Origin of the sequence: Sulfitobacter sp. M85, from assembly GCF_029285915.1 — a bacterium.
Classification (GTDB): Bacteria; Pseudomonadota; Alphaproteobacteria; order Rhodobacterales; family Rhodobacteraceae; genus Sulfitobacter; species Sulfitobacter faviae.
Map to the genome: position 1 here is coordinate 603,917 of NZ_JABECQ010000001.1, position 14,562 is coordinate 618,478.

The 14,562-nt window shown below is 63.1% G+C and carries 12 protein-coding genes; 10 read left to right on the forward strand and 2 right to left on the reverse strand.

What is annotated here, in order from left to right:
- The first annotated feature begins 7 nt into the window (after nt 1–7).
- Both HKX24_RS03070 and HKX24_RS03075 read left to right on the forward strand, forming a co-directional pair.
- On the forward strand, nt 8–1,189 hold the full coding sequence (locus HKX24_RS03070; RefSeq protein ID WP_271692842.1) for an amino acid aminotransferase: 1,182 nt from the start codon (nt 8–10) through the stop codon (nt 1,187–1,189).
- A 215-nt stretch (nt 1,190–1,404) separates the two neighbouring features.
- Nucleotides 1,405–3,105, forward strand: a complete 1,701-nt coding sequence (locus HKX24_RS03075; RefSeq protein WP_276153821.1) for a histidine kinase N-terminal 7TM domain-containing protein — start codon at nt 1,405–1,407, stop codon at nt 3,103–3,105.
- 59 nt (nt 3,106–3,164) lie between these two features.
- Here the strand turns inward: HKX24_RS03075 and HKX24_RS03080 are convergent, their stop codons facing one another.
- Nucleotides 3,165–4,472 carry an ammonium transporter gene (locus tag HKX24_RS03080; RefSeq protein ID WP_067266825.1) on the reverse strand — a complete coding sequence of 436 codons (1,308 nt, stop codon included), beginning with the start codon at nt 4,470–4,472 and terminating at the stop codon, nt 3,165–3,167.
- Nucleotides 4,473–4,743: 271 nt separating this feature from the next.
- Between HKX24_RS03080 and HKX24_RS03085 the strand changes: the two genes are divergently transcribed.
- The 8 genes from HKX24_RS03085 (at nt 4,744) to HKX24_RS03120 (ending at nt 13,849) form a co-directional block, all read left to right on the forward strand.
- Nucleotides 4,744–6,993 carry a PBP1A family penicillin-binding protein gene (locus HKX24_RS03085; RefSeq protein ID WP_271692844.1) on the forward strand — a complete coding sequence of 750 codons (2,250 nt, stop codon included), beginning with the start codon at nt 4,744–4,746 and terminating at the stop codon, nt 6,991–6,993.
- Nucleotides 6,994–7,105: 112 nt separating this feature from the next.
- Nucleotides 7,106–8,842 (forward strand): type I secretion system permease/ATPase, encoded by a 1,737-nt coding sequence (locus tag HKX24_RS03090; RefSeq protein ID WP_271692845.1) that lies wholly within the window; start codon nt 7,106–7,108, stop codon nt 8,840–8,842.
- The gene (locus tag HKX24_RS03095) at nt 8,839–10,149 is read left to right on the forward strand and encodes an HlyD family type I secretion periplasmic adaptor subunit (RefSeq protein WP_271692846.1); all 1,311 of its coding nucleotides are present in this window, start codon (nt 8,839–8,841) and stop codon (nt 10,147–10,149) included. Before HKX24_RS03090 ends, HKX24_RS03095 begins: the two co-directional genes overlap by 4 nt.
- Before the next feature lie 84 nt (nt 10,150–10,233).
- Nucleotides 10,234–10,692: a RidA family protein gene (locus HKX24_RS03100; RefSeq protein WP_271692847.1), complete on the forward strand. Its 459-nt coding sequence runs from the start codon at nt 10,234–10,236 to the stop codon at nt 10,690–10,692.
- Nucleotides 10,689–11,450, forward strand: a complete 762-nt coding sequence (locus HKX24_RS03105) for a glycerophosphodiester phosphodiesterase family protein (protein ID WP_271692848.1) — start codon at nt 10,689–10,691, stop codon at nt 11,448–11,450. The genes HKX24_RS03100 and HKX24_RS03105 overlap by 4 nt, the downstream gene beginning before the upstream one ends.
- 48 nt (nt 11,451–11,498) lie before the next feature.
- Complete coding sequence (locus tag HKX24_RS03110) at nt 11,499–12,686, forward strand: GNAT family N-acetyltransferase (protein WP_276153822.1); 1,188 nt, start codon at nt 11,499–11,501, stop codon at nt 12,684–12,686.
- Nucleotides 12,683–12,991: a 4a-hydroxytetrahydrobiopterin dehydratase gene (locus HKX24_RS03115; RefSeq protein WP_271692850.1), complete on the forward strand. Its 309-nt coding sequence runs from the start codon at nt 12,683–12,685 to the stop codon at nt 12,989–12,991. Before HKX24_RS03110 ends, HKX24_RS03115 begins: the two co-directional genes overlap by 4 nt.
- Nucleotides 12,992–13,003: 12 nt before the next feature.
- Complete coding sequence (locus HKX24_RS03120) at nt 13,004–13,849, forward strand: mechanosensitive ion channel domain-containing protein (RefSeq protein ID WP_067266837.1); 846 nt, start codon at nt 13,004–13,006, stop codon at nt 13,847–13,849.
- Nucleotides 13,850–14,070: 221 nt separating this feature from the next.
- Here the strand turns inward: HKX24_RS03120 and HKX24_RS03125 are convergent, their stop codons facing one another.
- Nucleotides 14,071–14,559 carry a peroxiredoxin gene (locus tag HKX24_RS03125; protein ID WP_271692851.1) on the reverse strand — a complete coding sequence of 163 codons (489 nt, stop codon included), beginning with the start codon at nt 14,557–14,559 and terminating at the stop codon, nt 14,071–14,073.
- Nucleotides 14,560–14,562: the final 3 nt, after the last annotated feature.

Genomic DNA, 14,562 nt, shown 5'->3' on the forward strand with positions numbered 1-14,562 from the left:
GAACCCCATGTTCGAGACGCTCAAGGCGCAACCCGCCGATAAGATCCTCGCCCTTGTACAGGCCTACCGCGAAGACCCGCGCGACACGAAGATCGACCTCGGCGTCGGTGTCTACAAAGACGCCAGCGGCAACACCCCGGTGATGCGCGCCGTCAAAGCCGCCGAGCAGCGCATCTGGGAAAACCAAGACACCAAGGTCTACACCGGTCTTGCAGGTGATCCGACCTATACCAATGCGATGGCTGCGCTCGTTCTGGGCGATGCCGTCCCGCGCGGCGCGATTGCCGCCGCCGCCACCCCCGGGGGCACAGGTGCCGTGCGTCAGGCATTCGAACTGGTGCGTATGGCCAACCCCGAAGCGCGCGTTTTCGTCTCTGATCCAACATGGCCGAACCACCTGTCGATCCTGTCCTATCTGAGCATGGAAGTGGTGAACTACCGCTATTTCGACAGCGCGACCGGCGGCGTGAACTTCGATGGCATGATCGAAGACCTCAAGACCGCCAAGAAAGGCGATGTGGTCCTGCTGCACGGCTGCTGCCATAACCCCACGGGCGCGAACCTCAACAGCGCGGAATGGGACGCGGTGATCGAAGCGCTGCAAAGCACCGGTGCCGTGCCGATGATCGACATCGCCTATCAGGGCTTTGGCGACGGGCTGGAAGCGGATGCCGCTGCGACGCGCAAAGTGGCCGCTTCGGTGCCGGAATGCCTGATCGCGGCAAGCTGCTCTAAGAACTTCGGCATCTACCGCGAGCGGACCGGCATCCTGATGCTGGTGGCTGTCGAGGCGGCCCAGGGGCTGAACCAAGCCACTTTGGCCTTCCTCAACCGCCAGAACTACAGCTTCCCGCCTGATCACGGCGCGCGGATCGTGTCGACCATCCTGACCGATGACGAACTCAAGGCCGATTGGATGGCCGAGCTTGAGGATGTTCGCAACGCCATGCTGGGTCTGCGTGAGCAACTGGCGGGTGAGTTGCAGAAACTCTCCGGATCGGACCGCTTTGGCTTCCTCGCCCAGCATCGGGGCATGTTCTCGCGCCTTGGCACCACGCCGGATAAGGTCGACGCGCTGCGTGAGAAACATGGCATCTATATGGTCGGCGACAGCCGTATGAACATTGCCGGGCTGAACCAAAACAGCGTGCCGATCCTTGCTCGTGCGATCATCGACGTCGGTATCTAATCGCGCTCCGGGCCGCGCATGTCGCGGCCCGGTCAGCCTTCGATTGTTGCGGAACAATCGCCCTATGCCTCTATTCTGGCCTCTTTTAATCAAAACTTGGTCGAAATGGCATGTTTGGATAGCTTGAGTGAAAACTCAGGGTCGGGCCAATTTTAGAATCATTCCTACAGTGCATCCGCTTAGATGTGAGCTTGCCAGCGGTAGAGCTGGTGATCGTGACAGCCACGCTTGTCACCGTGTTGGGCTATTGGGTGCGCGGGCACAGCAGCCTACCCGGTAAGCATTGGTTTTTGCTGGCCATTTTGGCCATGGACCTCTGGCTTCTGTCGGTCGGGGTCGAACTTTCCGCCACCTCTGCCGCCTGCGCCTTTGGGGTCAGCCGTTGGGCGTGGATCGGCTTTGCGCTGCTGCCGACCTTCTGGGCTTTCTTCCTCTATGAATATGCGCTTGGGGCCAAGGTGCCGCGATGGCTGGTGCCGCTCTGCGCGGGGCTTGCGCCTGCGCTCATCACCCTCGCGGCGGTGACGAGCGGTTGGCATGAGACATTCTATGGCCCCGAAACCAAGTGGTTGCTGAGCGAAGACGGAGCCTATGTCCAATCCGACCACGGCCCGCTGTTCTTCATCGCGATCACCTATCTTTACATGGTCATCATGGCGGCGGCGGTCGTGGCGGGGCGGGCGGTGCGTTCGGCCAACCCGGCGGTGCGCAGCTTTTTCCTCAAGCTTTTTGCCGCGACGCTGATCCCCATGGTGGCCAATCTGGCCTATATCTTGGGCGGCATCACCCTGTTCAATACCGATCCGACGCCTTTCTCATTCGCGCTTTCGCTGACGCTGGTGGTCTGGCTGGTGGCCGATAACCGCTGGATCGACGTGAACGCAATCGCGCGCGAGCTGTTGTTCTACAACAGCACCGATCCGGTTTTTGTGGTCGACCCGAGCGGCGCCGCGATTGAGACCAATCCAGCCGCCGCCGACCTCTTGCGTCGGGAGGCCGACCCCGAGGCCCCGCTGAGCGCTTTTGGGGAGTTGGGGCCGATCATCCGCTATCTCGCGGCCCATGGCAGCCTGCCCGATGTGACCGATATCCAACTGGGCCACCGCCATTTCGCCGTGCGCGCCCATGCGATTTCTCTGGGGGCGGGGCAAAAACAGGTGGGCTGGGCCGTGGCGCTTTTGGATGTGACCGTGCAAAAGATTGCCGCCGAAAAGGCCATCGCCGCCGAGCAGATGCAGGCGCAGTTCCTCGCCACGGTCAGCCATGAGCTGCGCACCCCGCTGACGGTCATCAACGGCGCGCTTGGCTTGTTGTCGCAGGGTGGGGCCAAGATGAGCGATGCGCAAAAGGCGCGTCTGCTGGCAAAGGCCACGGGCAGCTCCGAGACGCTGACGACCTTGGTCAATGATTTGATCGACACCCAAAGCCTCAGCAGTGCCGAGTTCAGCATCGACCTGCACCCTGCCGCTCTCGCCCCGCTGGTGCAAAAGGCTGTGGCCCGGGCGGAGAGCCTGCAACCGGAGAAGGATATACGCTTCCGCTGCGAGATGCCCGAGACGGTGCTGACGGTCCAAGCCGATGCCGAGCGGTTGGGGCAGGTCTTTGGCAATGTGTTGTCGAACGCGGTGAAATTCTCTGCCCCGGGCGGTCAGGTGGAGGTCAGCCTTCAGCAATCCGAGGGCATGGCGCTGGTGCAAGTCAGCGACAGCGGCTGTGGCATCCCGCCGGGCGCGGAGGAGCAGGTCTTTGCGCCTTTTTCGCAGGTCGATGGCTCCGACACCAAGGTCGCCTATGGCAGCGGTCTGGGAATGCATATCACCCGGCAGATTCTGGACCGGCACGGGGGCAGCATCCGTTATGTGAGCGCCCCGGGTGTCGGCACGACCTTTACGATTTCTTTACCTCTAGTGGCCTAACGCAAACCGCCCGGCCATTGCGGGCCGGGCGGTCGATTGTTTGGCGATGTCGCCGGGGCTTAGCCCTTGGCGAACTCGGGGTAGGCTTCCATGCCCAGTTCCGACATGTCCAGACCGGTGATCTCGGCCTCTTCGCTGACCCGGATGCCACCGGCGGCTTTCAGGATCAGCCAGACGACGAAGCTGACGATGAAGACAAAGAGGCCAACCGCGGCAAAGCCGATGATCTGTGTGACGAAGGATGTACCTTCGGTATAGACCGGCACGACCAGCGTGCCCCAGAAACCGGCGATCAGGTGAACCGGGATCGCGCCGACCACATCGTCGATCTTGAACTTGTCGAGCATCGGCACGGTCAGCACCACGATGACACCGCCCACGGCACCGATCCAAAGCGCACCAAACAGCGTCGGGTCAAGCGGCCCTGCGGTGATCGAAACAAGGCCCGCCAGCGCGCCGTTCAGCACCATGGTCAGGTCGACCTTTTTGTACATCACCTGCGTCAGGATCAGCGCAGCGACGGCACCGGCGGCAGCGGCCATGTTGGTGTTGGCAAAGATCTGCGCCACGGCGTCCACGTCTTCGATGGTGCCCATGGCAAGCTGCGACGCACCGTTAAAGCCGAACCAGCCCATCCACAGGATGAACGTGCCCAAAGTGGCGAGGGCAAGGTTGGAACCCGGCATCGGCACAACGCGGCCATCCTTGCCGTATTTACCCAAACGCGGCCCCAGGACGATGGCCCCGGCGAGGGCGGCAAAGCCACCAGCGGCGTGCACGAGGGTCGAGCCGGCGAAGTCGCTGAAGCCCATGGCGGAAAGGAAACCGCCGCCCCACTGCCAGGACGCTTCGATCGGGTAGATGAAGCCGGTCAGCACGACCACGAAGATCAGGAAGGGCCAAAGCTTGATCCGCTCGGCCAGCGCACCCGACACGATGGAGGCGGTGGTGGCGCAGAACATCAACTGAAAGAAGAAGTCGGAGGCATTGGAATAGCCGCCCGCGTCGATCTCGGTCTTGATGTCCTTGGTCGCGAAGGTGCCAAAGACGCCTTCCATGATCCAATTGCCGTCACCGGGATACATGATGTTATAGCCCACCAGCCAATACATGACCGCGGCAAGCGCAAAGAGGCCCATGTTCTTGGTCAACTGCGTGGTGACGTTCTTGGAGCGGACAAGCCCGGCTTCCAGCATGGCGAAACCCGCGGCCATCCAGAAGACGAGGAAACCGCCGATCAGGAAAAGCAGGGTGTTGAAGATGAAGGTCGTATCCGCCAGCGTCGCGTATTCCGCGTCCTGTGCCAGCGCCAGCCCGGGCAGGGCGCTGACCGCCGCTGCAAGGGGAAGTATTAAGATGGGTTTCATATGGTCGTTTCCTGTCTGCGGGTCCGAATGCGTGCTTACCGAAGCGGGCGGCTGCCCGTGCAGCATGAGAAAACCGGATATCGGGCGCTCTTGGACAGGTTTGCCTGCCATATTTGCGCCATTGCGTGGCAGTGCCGCCTAAAAAGCGGGCGCAGGCTGGAATCTGCCTATAAATTAATCAGACATTTGACGCCGATTGGACCTTGCAGCGCTAAACAAACCGCTGCAGTCAGGCTAAAGTGGCGAAAAATAGGGCCGAGCAGGCAATATTATGACCGACAAGAACAAGCGCAAACGCCCTTTGGTGGCCGACAAGCGGTATCCCGGTAAGGCCAAACCCAAGGCCAAGACCGCCGCGCGGGGCAAACCGGCCACGCGCAAGGCCGCGCCCGCCCGCCGCAAAGCCGCCCGTCCCAAACGCCCCCGGCGCGGCGGTATCATCGGTTTCTTTGCGGGCCTCGCCCGCTGGATCTGGCGCTTGATCTGGACGATCACATGGCGTGTCAGCCTTGTGGTCTTCCTCGTCCTCGCCTTGGCCGTTGGCTATATCTACACCACGATCCCGCCCCTCGAAGCGTTGTTGGATGGCCGCGCGCGCGGCTCTGTCACGATGCTTGACCGTGAGGGAGAGGTCTTTGCATGGCGCGGCGACCAGTTTGGCGGCGTGGTCTCGGCGGAATCGGTCTCCAAACATCTGAGAAACGCGGTCATCGCCACCGAGGACAAGCGATTCTATCGCCATCTGGGCGTCAGCCCGCGGGGCATCGCCTCGGCTGTGCGCATCAACCTGAGCGAGGGGCGCGGGCCGCTTTCCGGCCACGGCGGCTCGACCATCACCCAGCAGACAGCCAAACTGCTTTGTCTGGGGGAGCCCTATGACCCCAGCAGCGGCATGACGGAAAAGGAATATGAGGCGGAATGCCGTCGTTCGTCCTTGGGTCGCAAGGCCAAGGAAGCGCTTTTTGCCATCGCGATGGAGCTGAAATACACCAAGAACGACATCCTCTCGATCTACCTTAACCGCGCCTATATGGGCGGCGGTGCCTTTGGGGCAGAGGCCGCGGCGCAGCGGTTCTTCGGCAAGCCCGCAGCCGCCCTCTCGCCCGCGGAAGGCGCGATGCTGGCCGGTCTTTTGACCGCGCCCACGACGCTTTCGCCCACCAACAATCTGGACCGGTCACAAAGCCGCGCCGCCACGGTGATCCGCCTGATGGAAGAGCAGGGCTATCTCTCTGCCGCCGAGGCTGATGAGGCCATCGCCAACCCCGCACAATTGTCCGAGGCGGCAGAGGCCGAGGCGGGCGGTTATTTCGCCGACTGGGTCATGTCCTCGGGGCCGGAATTCTTTACCCGCAACACCACAGAAGACGTGATCATCAAGACCACCCTCGATCAGCGCATCCAGCGCGCGGCCGAGGAAGGTTTGAAATGGGTGTTTGAGAACAAGGTCCGCGAAGGCTCCAAGGCGCAGGCGGCGATCGTGGTGATGTCTTCTGATGGTGCGGTGCGTGCGCTTGTGGGCGGACGCAAGACCAAGGTCGCGGGCGCCTTCAACCGCGCCACGCAGGCGATGCGTCAGACCGGCTCGGCCTTCAAACCCTTCATCTATGCCGCGGCGCTCGATCTGGGCTATTCGCCCAATGACATCATCGTGGATGAGCCCTATTGCCTGAACATTCCCGGCTCGGGGCAATGGTGCCCCAAGAACTACACCAAGAGTTTCAAGGGGCCGGTGACCCTGACCGAGGCGCTGAAAAGCTCGCTGAACATTCCGGCGGTAAAAGTCTCGGAAAGCGTGGGCCGCGAAACGGTGAGTTCGGTCGCCACGCAGTTCGGCATCAAAAGCGATCTGGCCGCCGGCCCGGCACTGGCGCTTGGCGCATCGGAGAGCACCCTGCTTGAAATGACCGGCGCCTATGCCGGTATCCTCAACGGCGGCTCATCGGTGACGCCCTATGGGTTGGTCGACCTGCGCCTTCTGGGCGAGACGGAGCCGCTGATGGGCACCGGGGGCGGCATCAACGAACGTGTGATCCAAGAAGATGCCGCACGCCAGTTGGTCTATATGATGGAAAAGGTGATCTCTGAAGGGACCGGCCAGCGCGCCAAGTTTGGCGGGCGGCAATTGGCGGGCAAGACCGGCACCACCTCGGCCAACAAGGATGCTTGGTTCGTCGGCTTCTCGGCGGATTATGTTGCCGGGGTCTGGATGGGCTATGACGACAACACGCCGCTCACCGGGGTCACGGGCGGTGGCCTGCCCGCCGAGATCTGGCGCGAAACCATGAGCCGCGTGCATGAGGGGATGCCCCTCAAGGAGTTGCCGATGCAGGCGCCCGCCCCGCCCAGCAACCTGAGCGAGGCACAGCCCGAACCGCAGCCACAGCCGCAACCCCAAGGCGGTGGCAGCCAAGGCGGCGGCGCGGACAATGTGATCGACAGGGTTCTGCGCGATATCTTTGGCGGCGGCAGCAGCGGCAGCGGGGCCAGCGCGCCCGCGCCGAACTTCCTCGACCGCTGAGACGGTCGGGGGCGGGCCGAAAAATCAATAGCATTGGGTTGTTAAACTCAGTATCAATTCCCCAAAGGCGGGAAGGTGCTGCGCGCGTGGCGGGCAGCGTTGAAGGGGTTTGATGCAAAGCGATGTGGTGAACAGGGGGCTGTCCGAGCTGCGTCGCGTGCGCAGGCGCAGCCGCGGGCTTTATTGGGCGGTGGCCTTGTTCAGCCTTTTTGCCAATATGCTCATGCTCACCGGCCCGCTCTATATGTTGCAGGTCTATGACCGCGTGCTCGGCTCAGGGTCAGAGGAAACGCTGATCGCCCTCTCGGTTCTCGTCGTCTTTCTCTATGCGGTGATGGGGCTTTTGGATTACACGCGCGGTCGGATCATGGCGCGGGTGGGGGCGCGGTTTCAATCCGATCTCGACCGGCGGGTGTTCGACGCGGTGGTGCGCAAATCCGCCGTGACCCCGGATGTGAAAACCAACGCGGGCCTTGCCGATCTCGAAGCCGTGCAGCGCCTCATGACCTCCCCGGTGCTGATGGCCGCCTTTGACGCGCCATGGACGCCGATCTTCTTTGCCGCGATCTTCTTGTTCCACCCGATGTTGGGCTGGCTGGCCTTGGGCGGTGCCGCCGTGCTGGTGGCAATCGCGGTGGCCAATCAAATGCTGTCGCGCGAAAGCCAAGCCCGGGCTGGCATCTCGGGGCAGGCGGCGGATGCCATGTCGGGCCAGATCAGGGTCGAGGCCGAGATGGTGCAGGCCATGGGCATGCGCGATGCCGCCTTTACCCGCTGGCAGCAGGCCCGGGGGCAGGCGCTGGCGCAGCAGGTGAAATCGACCGACGTGGGCGGCACCTTTACCGCGATGACCAAGACGCTGCGGTTGTTTCTGCAATCCGCCATGCTGGGCCTCGGCGCTTGGCTGGTCTTGAAAAACCAGATGACGCCGGGCGCGATGATCGCAGGCTCAATCCTCTTGGGCCGGGCGCTGGCGCCGGTGGAACTGGCGTTGAACCAATGGCCGGTGGTGCAGCGGGGCCGGGCCGGTTGGGCCAATCTGGCACAGCTTCTGGGTGCGGTGGGCGAGGAGCCCGCGCGCACCGCCCTACCACAGCCAAAGGCAAAACTCGCCGCCAAGGCGCTGACCGTGGTGGCACCGGGTGAGAAACAGGCGGCGCTCAAGTCGATCAACTTCACCGTTGAGCCGGGGCAGGCGGTTGGCGTGATCGGCCCCTCGGGGGCGGGGAAATCGACCTTGGCCCGCACGCTCACCGGGGTCTGGCCGCCTGCGGGCGGGTCTATCCGCCTCGACGGGGCCGCGCTGGAGCATTACGGGAGCGAGACCTTGGGGCGGCATATCGGATATCTGCCGCAGCGCGTTCAGCTGTTCGATGGCACCATTGCCGAGAATATCGCCCGGCTCTCCCCCAATCCTGACGACGCCAAAGTGGTCAAGGCGGCCAAGATGGCGGCGGCCCATGAGATGATCCTCGAATTCCCGCAAGGCTATGACACGCCCATCCGCGCGGGGCAGGTGCGGCTTTCGGGCGGGCAGATGCAGCGGATCGGGCTGGCGCGGGCGCTTTATGATGACCCGGTGATCGTCGTGCTGGATGAGCCGAACTCGAACCTCGACAATACCGGCTCTCAGGCGCTGAACCACGCGATCCGGCAGATGAAGGCCAGCGGGCGGTCCGTGCTGATCATGGCGCATCGCCCGGCAGCCATTCAGGAATGCGACACGCTGCTGGTGCTGGATAACGGCATGCGCAAAGCCTTTGGCCCCAAGGATGAGGTGCTGGCCGGGATGGTGCAAAACCACCGCGAGATCCAGAAAGCGCCCGCGCGCTCGGGGGGCGTGGTATGAACGCCCGCGAGGACAAGCGCTGGTCGGCGAGGCGGCCCCTGATCCTTGGGTTCATCGGGCTGTTCCTGCTCTTCGGCGGTTTTGGCACATGGGCGGTGACCAGCCAAATCGCCGGGGCGGTCGTGGCCTCGGGCAGGATCGAAGTCGACCGCAACCGGCAGATCGTCCAGCATGAGACCGGCGGCGTGGTGGCCGACATCCTTGTAGATGAGGGCGACAGCGTCGCTGCCGGGGATGTGCTGCTGCGGCTGGATGCGGAGCAGTTGACCTCGCAATTGGCCATCGTCGAGGGGCAGCTTTACGAGCTTATGGCCCGCCGGGGACGGCTAGAGGCGCAGCGCGACGAGGTCGAGACGGTCACATTTGACGAAGAGTTGCTATCAGCCGGGGCGACGAACCCTGACGTGCAGGAATTGGTGGACGGGCAGCGCAACCTTTTTGACGCGCGCCGCGTCAGCGTGGCGCAAGAGCTTGAGCAATTGGGCAAACGCCGGGCGCAGATCAACGCACAAATCCGCGGGGTCGACGCGCAGGAGGCCGCGCTTTCGCGGCAGTTGGAGCTGATTGAAGAGGAATTGGCCAATCAGCAATCGCTGCTGGACCGGGGTCTGACGCAGGCTTCTGCCGTGCTGACCCTCATGCGCGAACAGGCCCGCCTGCGCGGCCAGATCGGAGAGCTGTCGGCGCAAAAGGCCCAGTCGCAAGAGCGGGTGACCGAGATCGACATCGAACGGCTCAAACTGCGCTCCGCCGGACGGGAAGAGGCGATCACCCAACTGCGCGATCTGCGCTACCGTGAGTTGGAGATGGCCGAGCAACGCCGCGCGCTGAGGGCCGAGATCGACCGCCTTGATATCCGCGCGCCGGTATCCGGCGTGATCTATGGCATGCAGGTGCAAACCCCGCGTTCCGTCGTGCGCGCGGCGGAGCCGCTGATGTATCTCGTTCCGCAGGACCGTCCGCTGATCATCGCCTCGCAGGTGCAGACCATTCACATCGATCAGGTCGCCGTGGGCCAAGAGGTCAACCTGCGTCTTTCGGCGCTGAACCAGCGCACCACGCCGGAACTGGTGGGCAAGGTCTTGCAGGTCTCTGCCGATTCCATCGAAGATGACGCCACCGGTCAGAGCTATTACCGGGCCGAGATCGCGCTGAACCCCGGTGAGACGGATAAGCTGGAGGAAGGCACCATCCTCCTCCCCGGCATGCCGGTTGAGGCTTTCATCCGCACCGGGGAGCGCTCTCCTATGGCCTATTTGCTGAAACCGATGGCCGACTATTTCGCCCGCGCCTTCCGCGAAAGCTGAGGCGGGGCAGGTGGCAAAGGGGCTTTCCCTTGGCGCGGCTGGCGGTTAGCGTCCGCCCAGAACCGCAACCAAAGGAAGCCCGTCATGTCCCTGACCGCCCGCCTTGCCGATCTCGGCATCACCCTGCCCGACGCGCCCGCACCCGCCGCGAACTACGTGCCCTTCGTGGTCACCGGCAATACCGTCTATGTCTCGGGCCAGATCTCCAGCGGGCCGGATGGGTTGATCACCGGGCGTTTGGGCGCCGATATGGATGTCGACGCCGGTGCCGCCGCCGCGCGCAGCTGTGCGCTGAGCCTTCTGGCGCAGGTCCGCGCCGCTTGTGATGGCGATCTGGACCGGCTCAAACGTGTGGTGAAACTGACCGGCTTCGTGAACTCCACCGCCGATTTCACTGACCAGCCCAAGGTGATCAACGGCGCCTCTGACTTCATGGTCGAGGCGTTGGGCGATGCGGGCCGTCACGCCCGTTCGGCGGTCTCTGCCGCGTCGCTGCCGCTGGGTGTCGCCGTCGAAATCGAAGGCATCTTTGAGATCGAATGACCCTTTCTGCCGCCTTTTTGAACATTCCGCTGGCGCATCGCGCGCTGCATGACCTCGCCGCTGGACGGCCCGAAAACAGCCGCGCCGCCGTATGCGCGGCTGTCGATGCGGGGCTGGGTATCGAGATCGACCTGCAACTCAGCGCCGATGGCAAGCCGATGGTGTTCCACGATTACGGGTTGGAACGGCTGACGGCAGAGCAGGGCGCGGTTCGGCTGCGCGATGCGAGCGCCCTCGCCGCGGTCCCGCTGATGGGCGGTGATGAGGGGATTCCGACGCTTGAGGACATCCTCGACCTCGTTGCCGGGCGCGTGCCGCTCTTGGTGGAGTTCAAGGATCAGGACGGTGCCATGGGGCCCGATGTTGGTGCGCTTGAGGCCGCCGCGGCGGAACTGCTTGGCCGCTACCGCGGTGATCTGGCGGTCATGTCCTTCAACCCGCATTCGGTGCGCGCGCTGGCCCGGCTTTTGCCCGAGGTGCCGCGCGGTCTGACCACCAGCGCCTATCGCCCCGATGAATGGCCGCTGCCCGCCGCGACCTGCGACCGGCTGCGCGAGATTCCCGATTACGCCGACAGCGGGTCTAGTTTCATCAGCCATGAGGCCGACGATCTGAGCCGCCCGCGTGTGGCTGAACTCAAGGCCGAAGGGGCGGCGGTGCTCTGCTGGACGATCCGCAGCCTAGCGGAGGAAGAAATCGCGCGTCAGGTGGCGCAGAACGTGACCTTTGAGGACTATCTGCCGCGCCCGCGCCCTTGATCCGCGAGGCCGAGGCCACACATAGGACGCAAGGCAGGCAAGGCTCAGATGAACGCGCAGGAAATCGAGATTACCGTGGTGCCGGAATTGGCGCAGATCGGCCAAGAGGATTGGGACGCCTGCGCCTGTCCCGAGGCCGCGGATGGGGGCCGTCCGCGCGATCCTTTCACCACCTATCGCTTCCTCTCGGCGCTTGAGCGCAGCGGCTCGGTCGGCCCCGGCACCGGCTGGCAGCCGCAGTATCTGGTGGCGCGGATCGCGGGCCAAGTGATCGCCGTGGCGCCGATGTATGCCAAATCCCACAGCCAAGGCGAATATATCTTCGACCACAACTGGGCCCATGCCTATGAACGCGCGGGCGGGCGCTATTACCCGAAACTCCAGATCGCGGTGCCGCATACCCCCGCCACCGGGCGGCGTTTTCTGGTGCGGCCCGAGTTTGAAGAGGCAGGCACCGCAGCGCTGGTTCAAGGGGCGGTGCAACTCACTGACAACAACGCGCTGTCGTCGCTGCATGTGACCTTTTGCACCGGAGAAGAAGTCGCGCGGGCCGAAGGTCTGGGTCTGATGAGCCGCAAGAGTCAGCAGTTCCATTGGCACAATCGCGACTATACGGATCTCGATGGGTTCCTTGCGAGCCTGTCCTCGCGCAAGCGCAAGAACATTCGCAAGGAACGCGCGCAGGCACAGGATTTCGGCGGCACGATCCATACGTTCACCGGAGACCAGATTGAACCCGAACATTGGGACGCTTTTTGGCTGTTCTACCAAGACACCGGCGCGCGAAAATGGGGCTCGCCCTATCTTACGCGGGAATTCTTTGACCATGCGCAGGAAAGCCTGCGCGACGATATCGCGCTGGTGCTGGCCGAGCGCGACGGGCGTTGGATCGCGGGGGCGCTGAACTTTATAGGCCGCGAGACGCTCTTTGGCCGCTACTGGGGCTGCACCGAACACCACCCCTTTCTGCATTTCGAACTGTGCTATTATCGCGCCATGGATTTCGCCATTGCCCATGGGCTTGCCCGTGTCGAGGCGGGCGCGCAGGGCGAACACAAGCTCGCGCGGGGCTATCTGCCTTCGCCCACATGGTCGCTGCATTGGATGCGCGACCCGGGCTTTGCCGCCGCCGTGGGGGAGTATTTGCAGGCCGAACGCGACGCCGTGGACGAAGAGATCAGCGTGCTGACCGACTACGGACCTTTCAAAAAGACGACGATCGAGGAACAAGAATGACCGAGAGATTGAGCATCGAAACCCGAAAGACCCTGCTTCAGCCGCTGTTCAACACGGGCTGGGAGATGGTGGAAGGCCGGGATGCGATCCACAAGACCTTCAAGTTCAGTGATTTCGTGGATGCCCTTGGCTGGATGACAAGGGTGGCTATTTGGGCGGAAAAGTGGAATCACCACCCGGAATGGAGCAACGTTTACAACCGGGTGGAGGTAACGTTGATCACCCATGACGTGGATGGCCTCAGCTCGCTCGATGCGAAGCTGGCGCGTAAGATGGATGGTCTCTTTGGGGCCGGCAAAGACTGATGGAGAGACCGGATGCAAGATTTGTTTGAAACCGAGTTGTGGCAGGGCAAGACAGTTGCCGATCTGCTGACGCTGGAGTTCTTGGCCAGCGCGGCGGGCTCGGTGATCGCCGCGATTGCCATTTTGCTGCTGGGCTGGGTCATCTCAAGCTGGCTGCAACACCGGGTCGAGAACCTTGGCAAGCGGCACAAACACCTTGATGAGATGCTGTTCGAATTTCTGGCTTCCATCGTGCGTTATGTGGTGCTGGGCTTCACTGTTCTGTTCGTGCTCAACACTTTCGGGGTCAAGACGACATCGGTCGTGGCGGTCATTGGTGCCGCGGGTCTGGCGATTGGTCTGGCCCTGCAAGGCACCCTGTCGAACGTGGCCGCGGGGGTCATGCTGATCCTGTTCCGCCCCATCAAGATCGGCGATTTCGTTGTGATCGCGGGCGAGATGGGGACGATCAAACAGATCAACCTGAACTACACGGTTCTCGCCGATCTCAGCAACGTGCAGGTCATCGTGCCGAACTCCGAGGTTTGGGGCAATGTGATCACCAACTATTCCGTCAACCCGACGCGCCGGGCGGAGTGGACCTTTGGTGTGGGCTATGGCGCGAACCTCAAGACCGCCGAGGATATCATCCGCAGCACGATCATGTCCGATGAGCGCGCGCATACGGACCCCGAGCCCTTCATTCAGGTGAACAACCTCAACGACAGTTCGGTGGATTTCCTTGTGCGGGTCTGGTGCAGCGCGGATGATTACTTTGCCTTCAAGGCCGATATGACCCGCAAGGTTAAAGAGGCGCTGGATGAGGGCGGGGTGGATATCCCCTTCCCCACGCGCACGATCGTTCAGGCGGCGGAGTAAGGCGTCTGAAGGGCGTTGCCTGCTGAAAAGAAGGGCATCGCCCTCCCTGCGGGGCGATGAGGGGCTCGCTGTATGGCGGGCCGGTTCACCCTAAATTGAGGTTCCGTCTGCCAGACCCTTGCAAAATCGCCCTCCGGGGGGAGGGCGGGCGATGCCCGGTGTGCCACCGGGCGGATCGTTGGAAGGGCAGCGCCTGATCCGCTCAGTCGCTGCCCTTCACTTTACATATTATCCAGCAACGCTTCACCGCCGGAAATCTCGCAGGTGCCTGCGCTTTCTTCGGGCTGCCAGAGCATGACCTTACCGTCTTCGACCAGCATCGCATAGCGTTTGGACCGGCCCACCAGCCCGGCGCCCTCGGCGTCGAACTCCATGCCGATGGCGCGGGTGAACGCGCTGCTGGCATCGGCGAGCATGGTGATCCCGGCCTCTGTCGCGCCGGTCGCCTCGCCCCAAGCCTTCATCACGAAAGGATCATTGCAGGAGATGCAGATCACCTCATCCACGCCCTTGGCGTCGAACTGATCCTTGGTGCGCACGAAGCTGGGCACATGGGCAGAGTGGCAAGTCGGCGTGAAGGCGCCCGGCACGGCAAAGATCACCACTTTGCGGCCTTTGACCTTGTCGGCCATCTGCACCGGCTCGGGCCCGTCGGCGCCCATCTGAACCAGTTTCGCGTCCGGCAGTGTCGAACCTTGAGAAATCGTCATGGG

Excerpts from the sequence above, each read along its gene's own strand:
- HKX24_RS03070 (WP_271692842.1), top strand. The coding sequence starts at position 8 with ATGTTCGAGACGCTCAAGGCGCAACCCGCCGATAAGATCCTCGCCCTT.
- HKX24_RS03080 (WP_067266825.1), bottom strand. The coding sequence starts at position 4,472 with ATGAAACCCATCTTAATACTTCCCCTTGCAGCGGCGGTCAGCGCCCTG.
- HKX24_RS03085 (WP_271692844.1), top strand. The coding sequence starts at position 4,744 with ATGACCGACAAGAACAAGCGCAAACGCCCTTTGGTGGCCGACAAGCGG.
- HKX24_RS03090 (WP_271692845.1), top strand. The coding sequence starts at position 7,106 with ATGCAAAGCGATGTGGTGAACAGGGGGCTGTCCGAGCTGCGTCGCGTG.
- HKX24_RS03095 (WP_271692846.1), top strand. The coding sequence starts at position 8,839 with ATGAACGCCCGCGAGGACAAGCGCTGGTCGGCGAGGCGGCCCCTGATC.
- HKX24_RS03100 (WP_271692847.1), top strand. The coding sequence starts at position 10,234 with ATGTCCCTGACCGCCCGCCTTGCCGATCTCGGCATCACCCTGCCCGAC.
- HKX24_RS03105 (WP_271692848.1), top strand. The coding sequence starts at position 10,689 with ATGACCCTTTCTGCCGCCTTTTTGAACATTCCGCTGGCGCATCGCGCG.
- HKX24_RS03110 (WP_276153822.1), top strand. The coding sequence starts at position 11,499 with ATGAACGCGCAGGAAATCGAGATTACCGTGGTGCCGGAATTGGCGCAG.
- HKX24_RS03115 (WP_271692850.1), top strand. The coding sequence starts at position 12,683 with ATGACCGAGAGATTGAGCATCGAAACCCGAAAGACCCTGCTTCAGCCG.
- HKX24_RS03120 (WP_067266837.1), top strand. The coding sequence starts at position 13,004 with ATGCAAGATTTGTTTGAAACCGAGTTGTGGCAGGGCAAGACAGTTGCC.
- HKX24_RS03125 (WP_271692851.1), bottom strand. The coding sequence starts at position 14,559 with ATGACGATTTCTCAAGGTTCGACACTGCCGGACGCGAAACTGGTTCAG.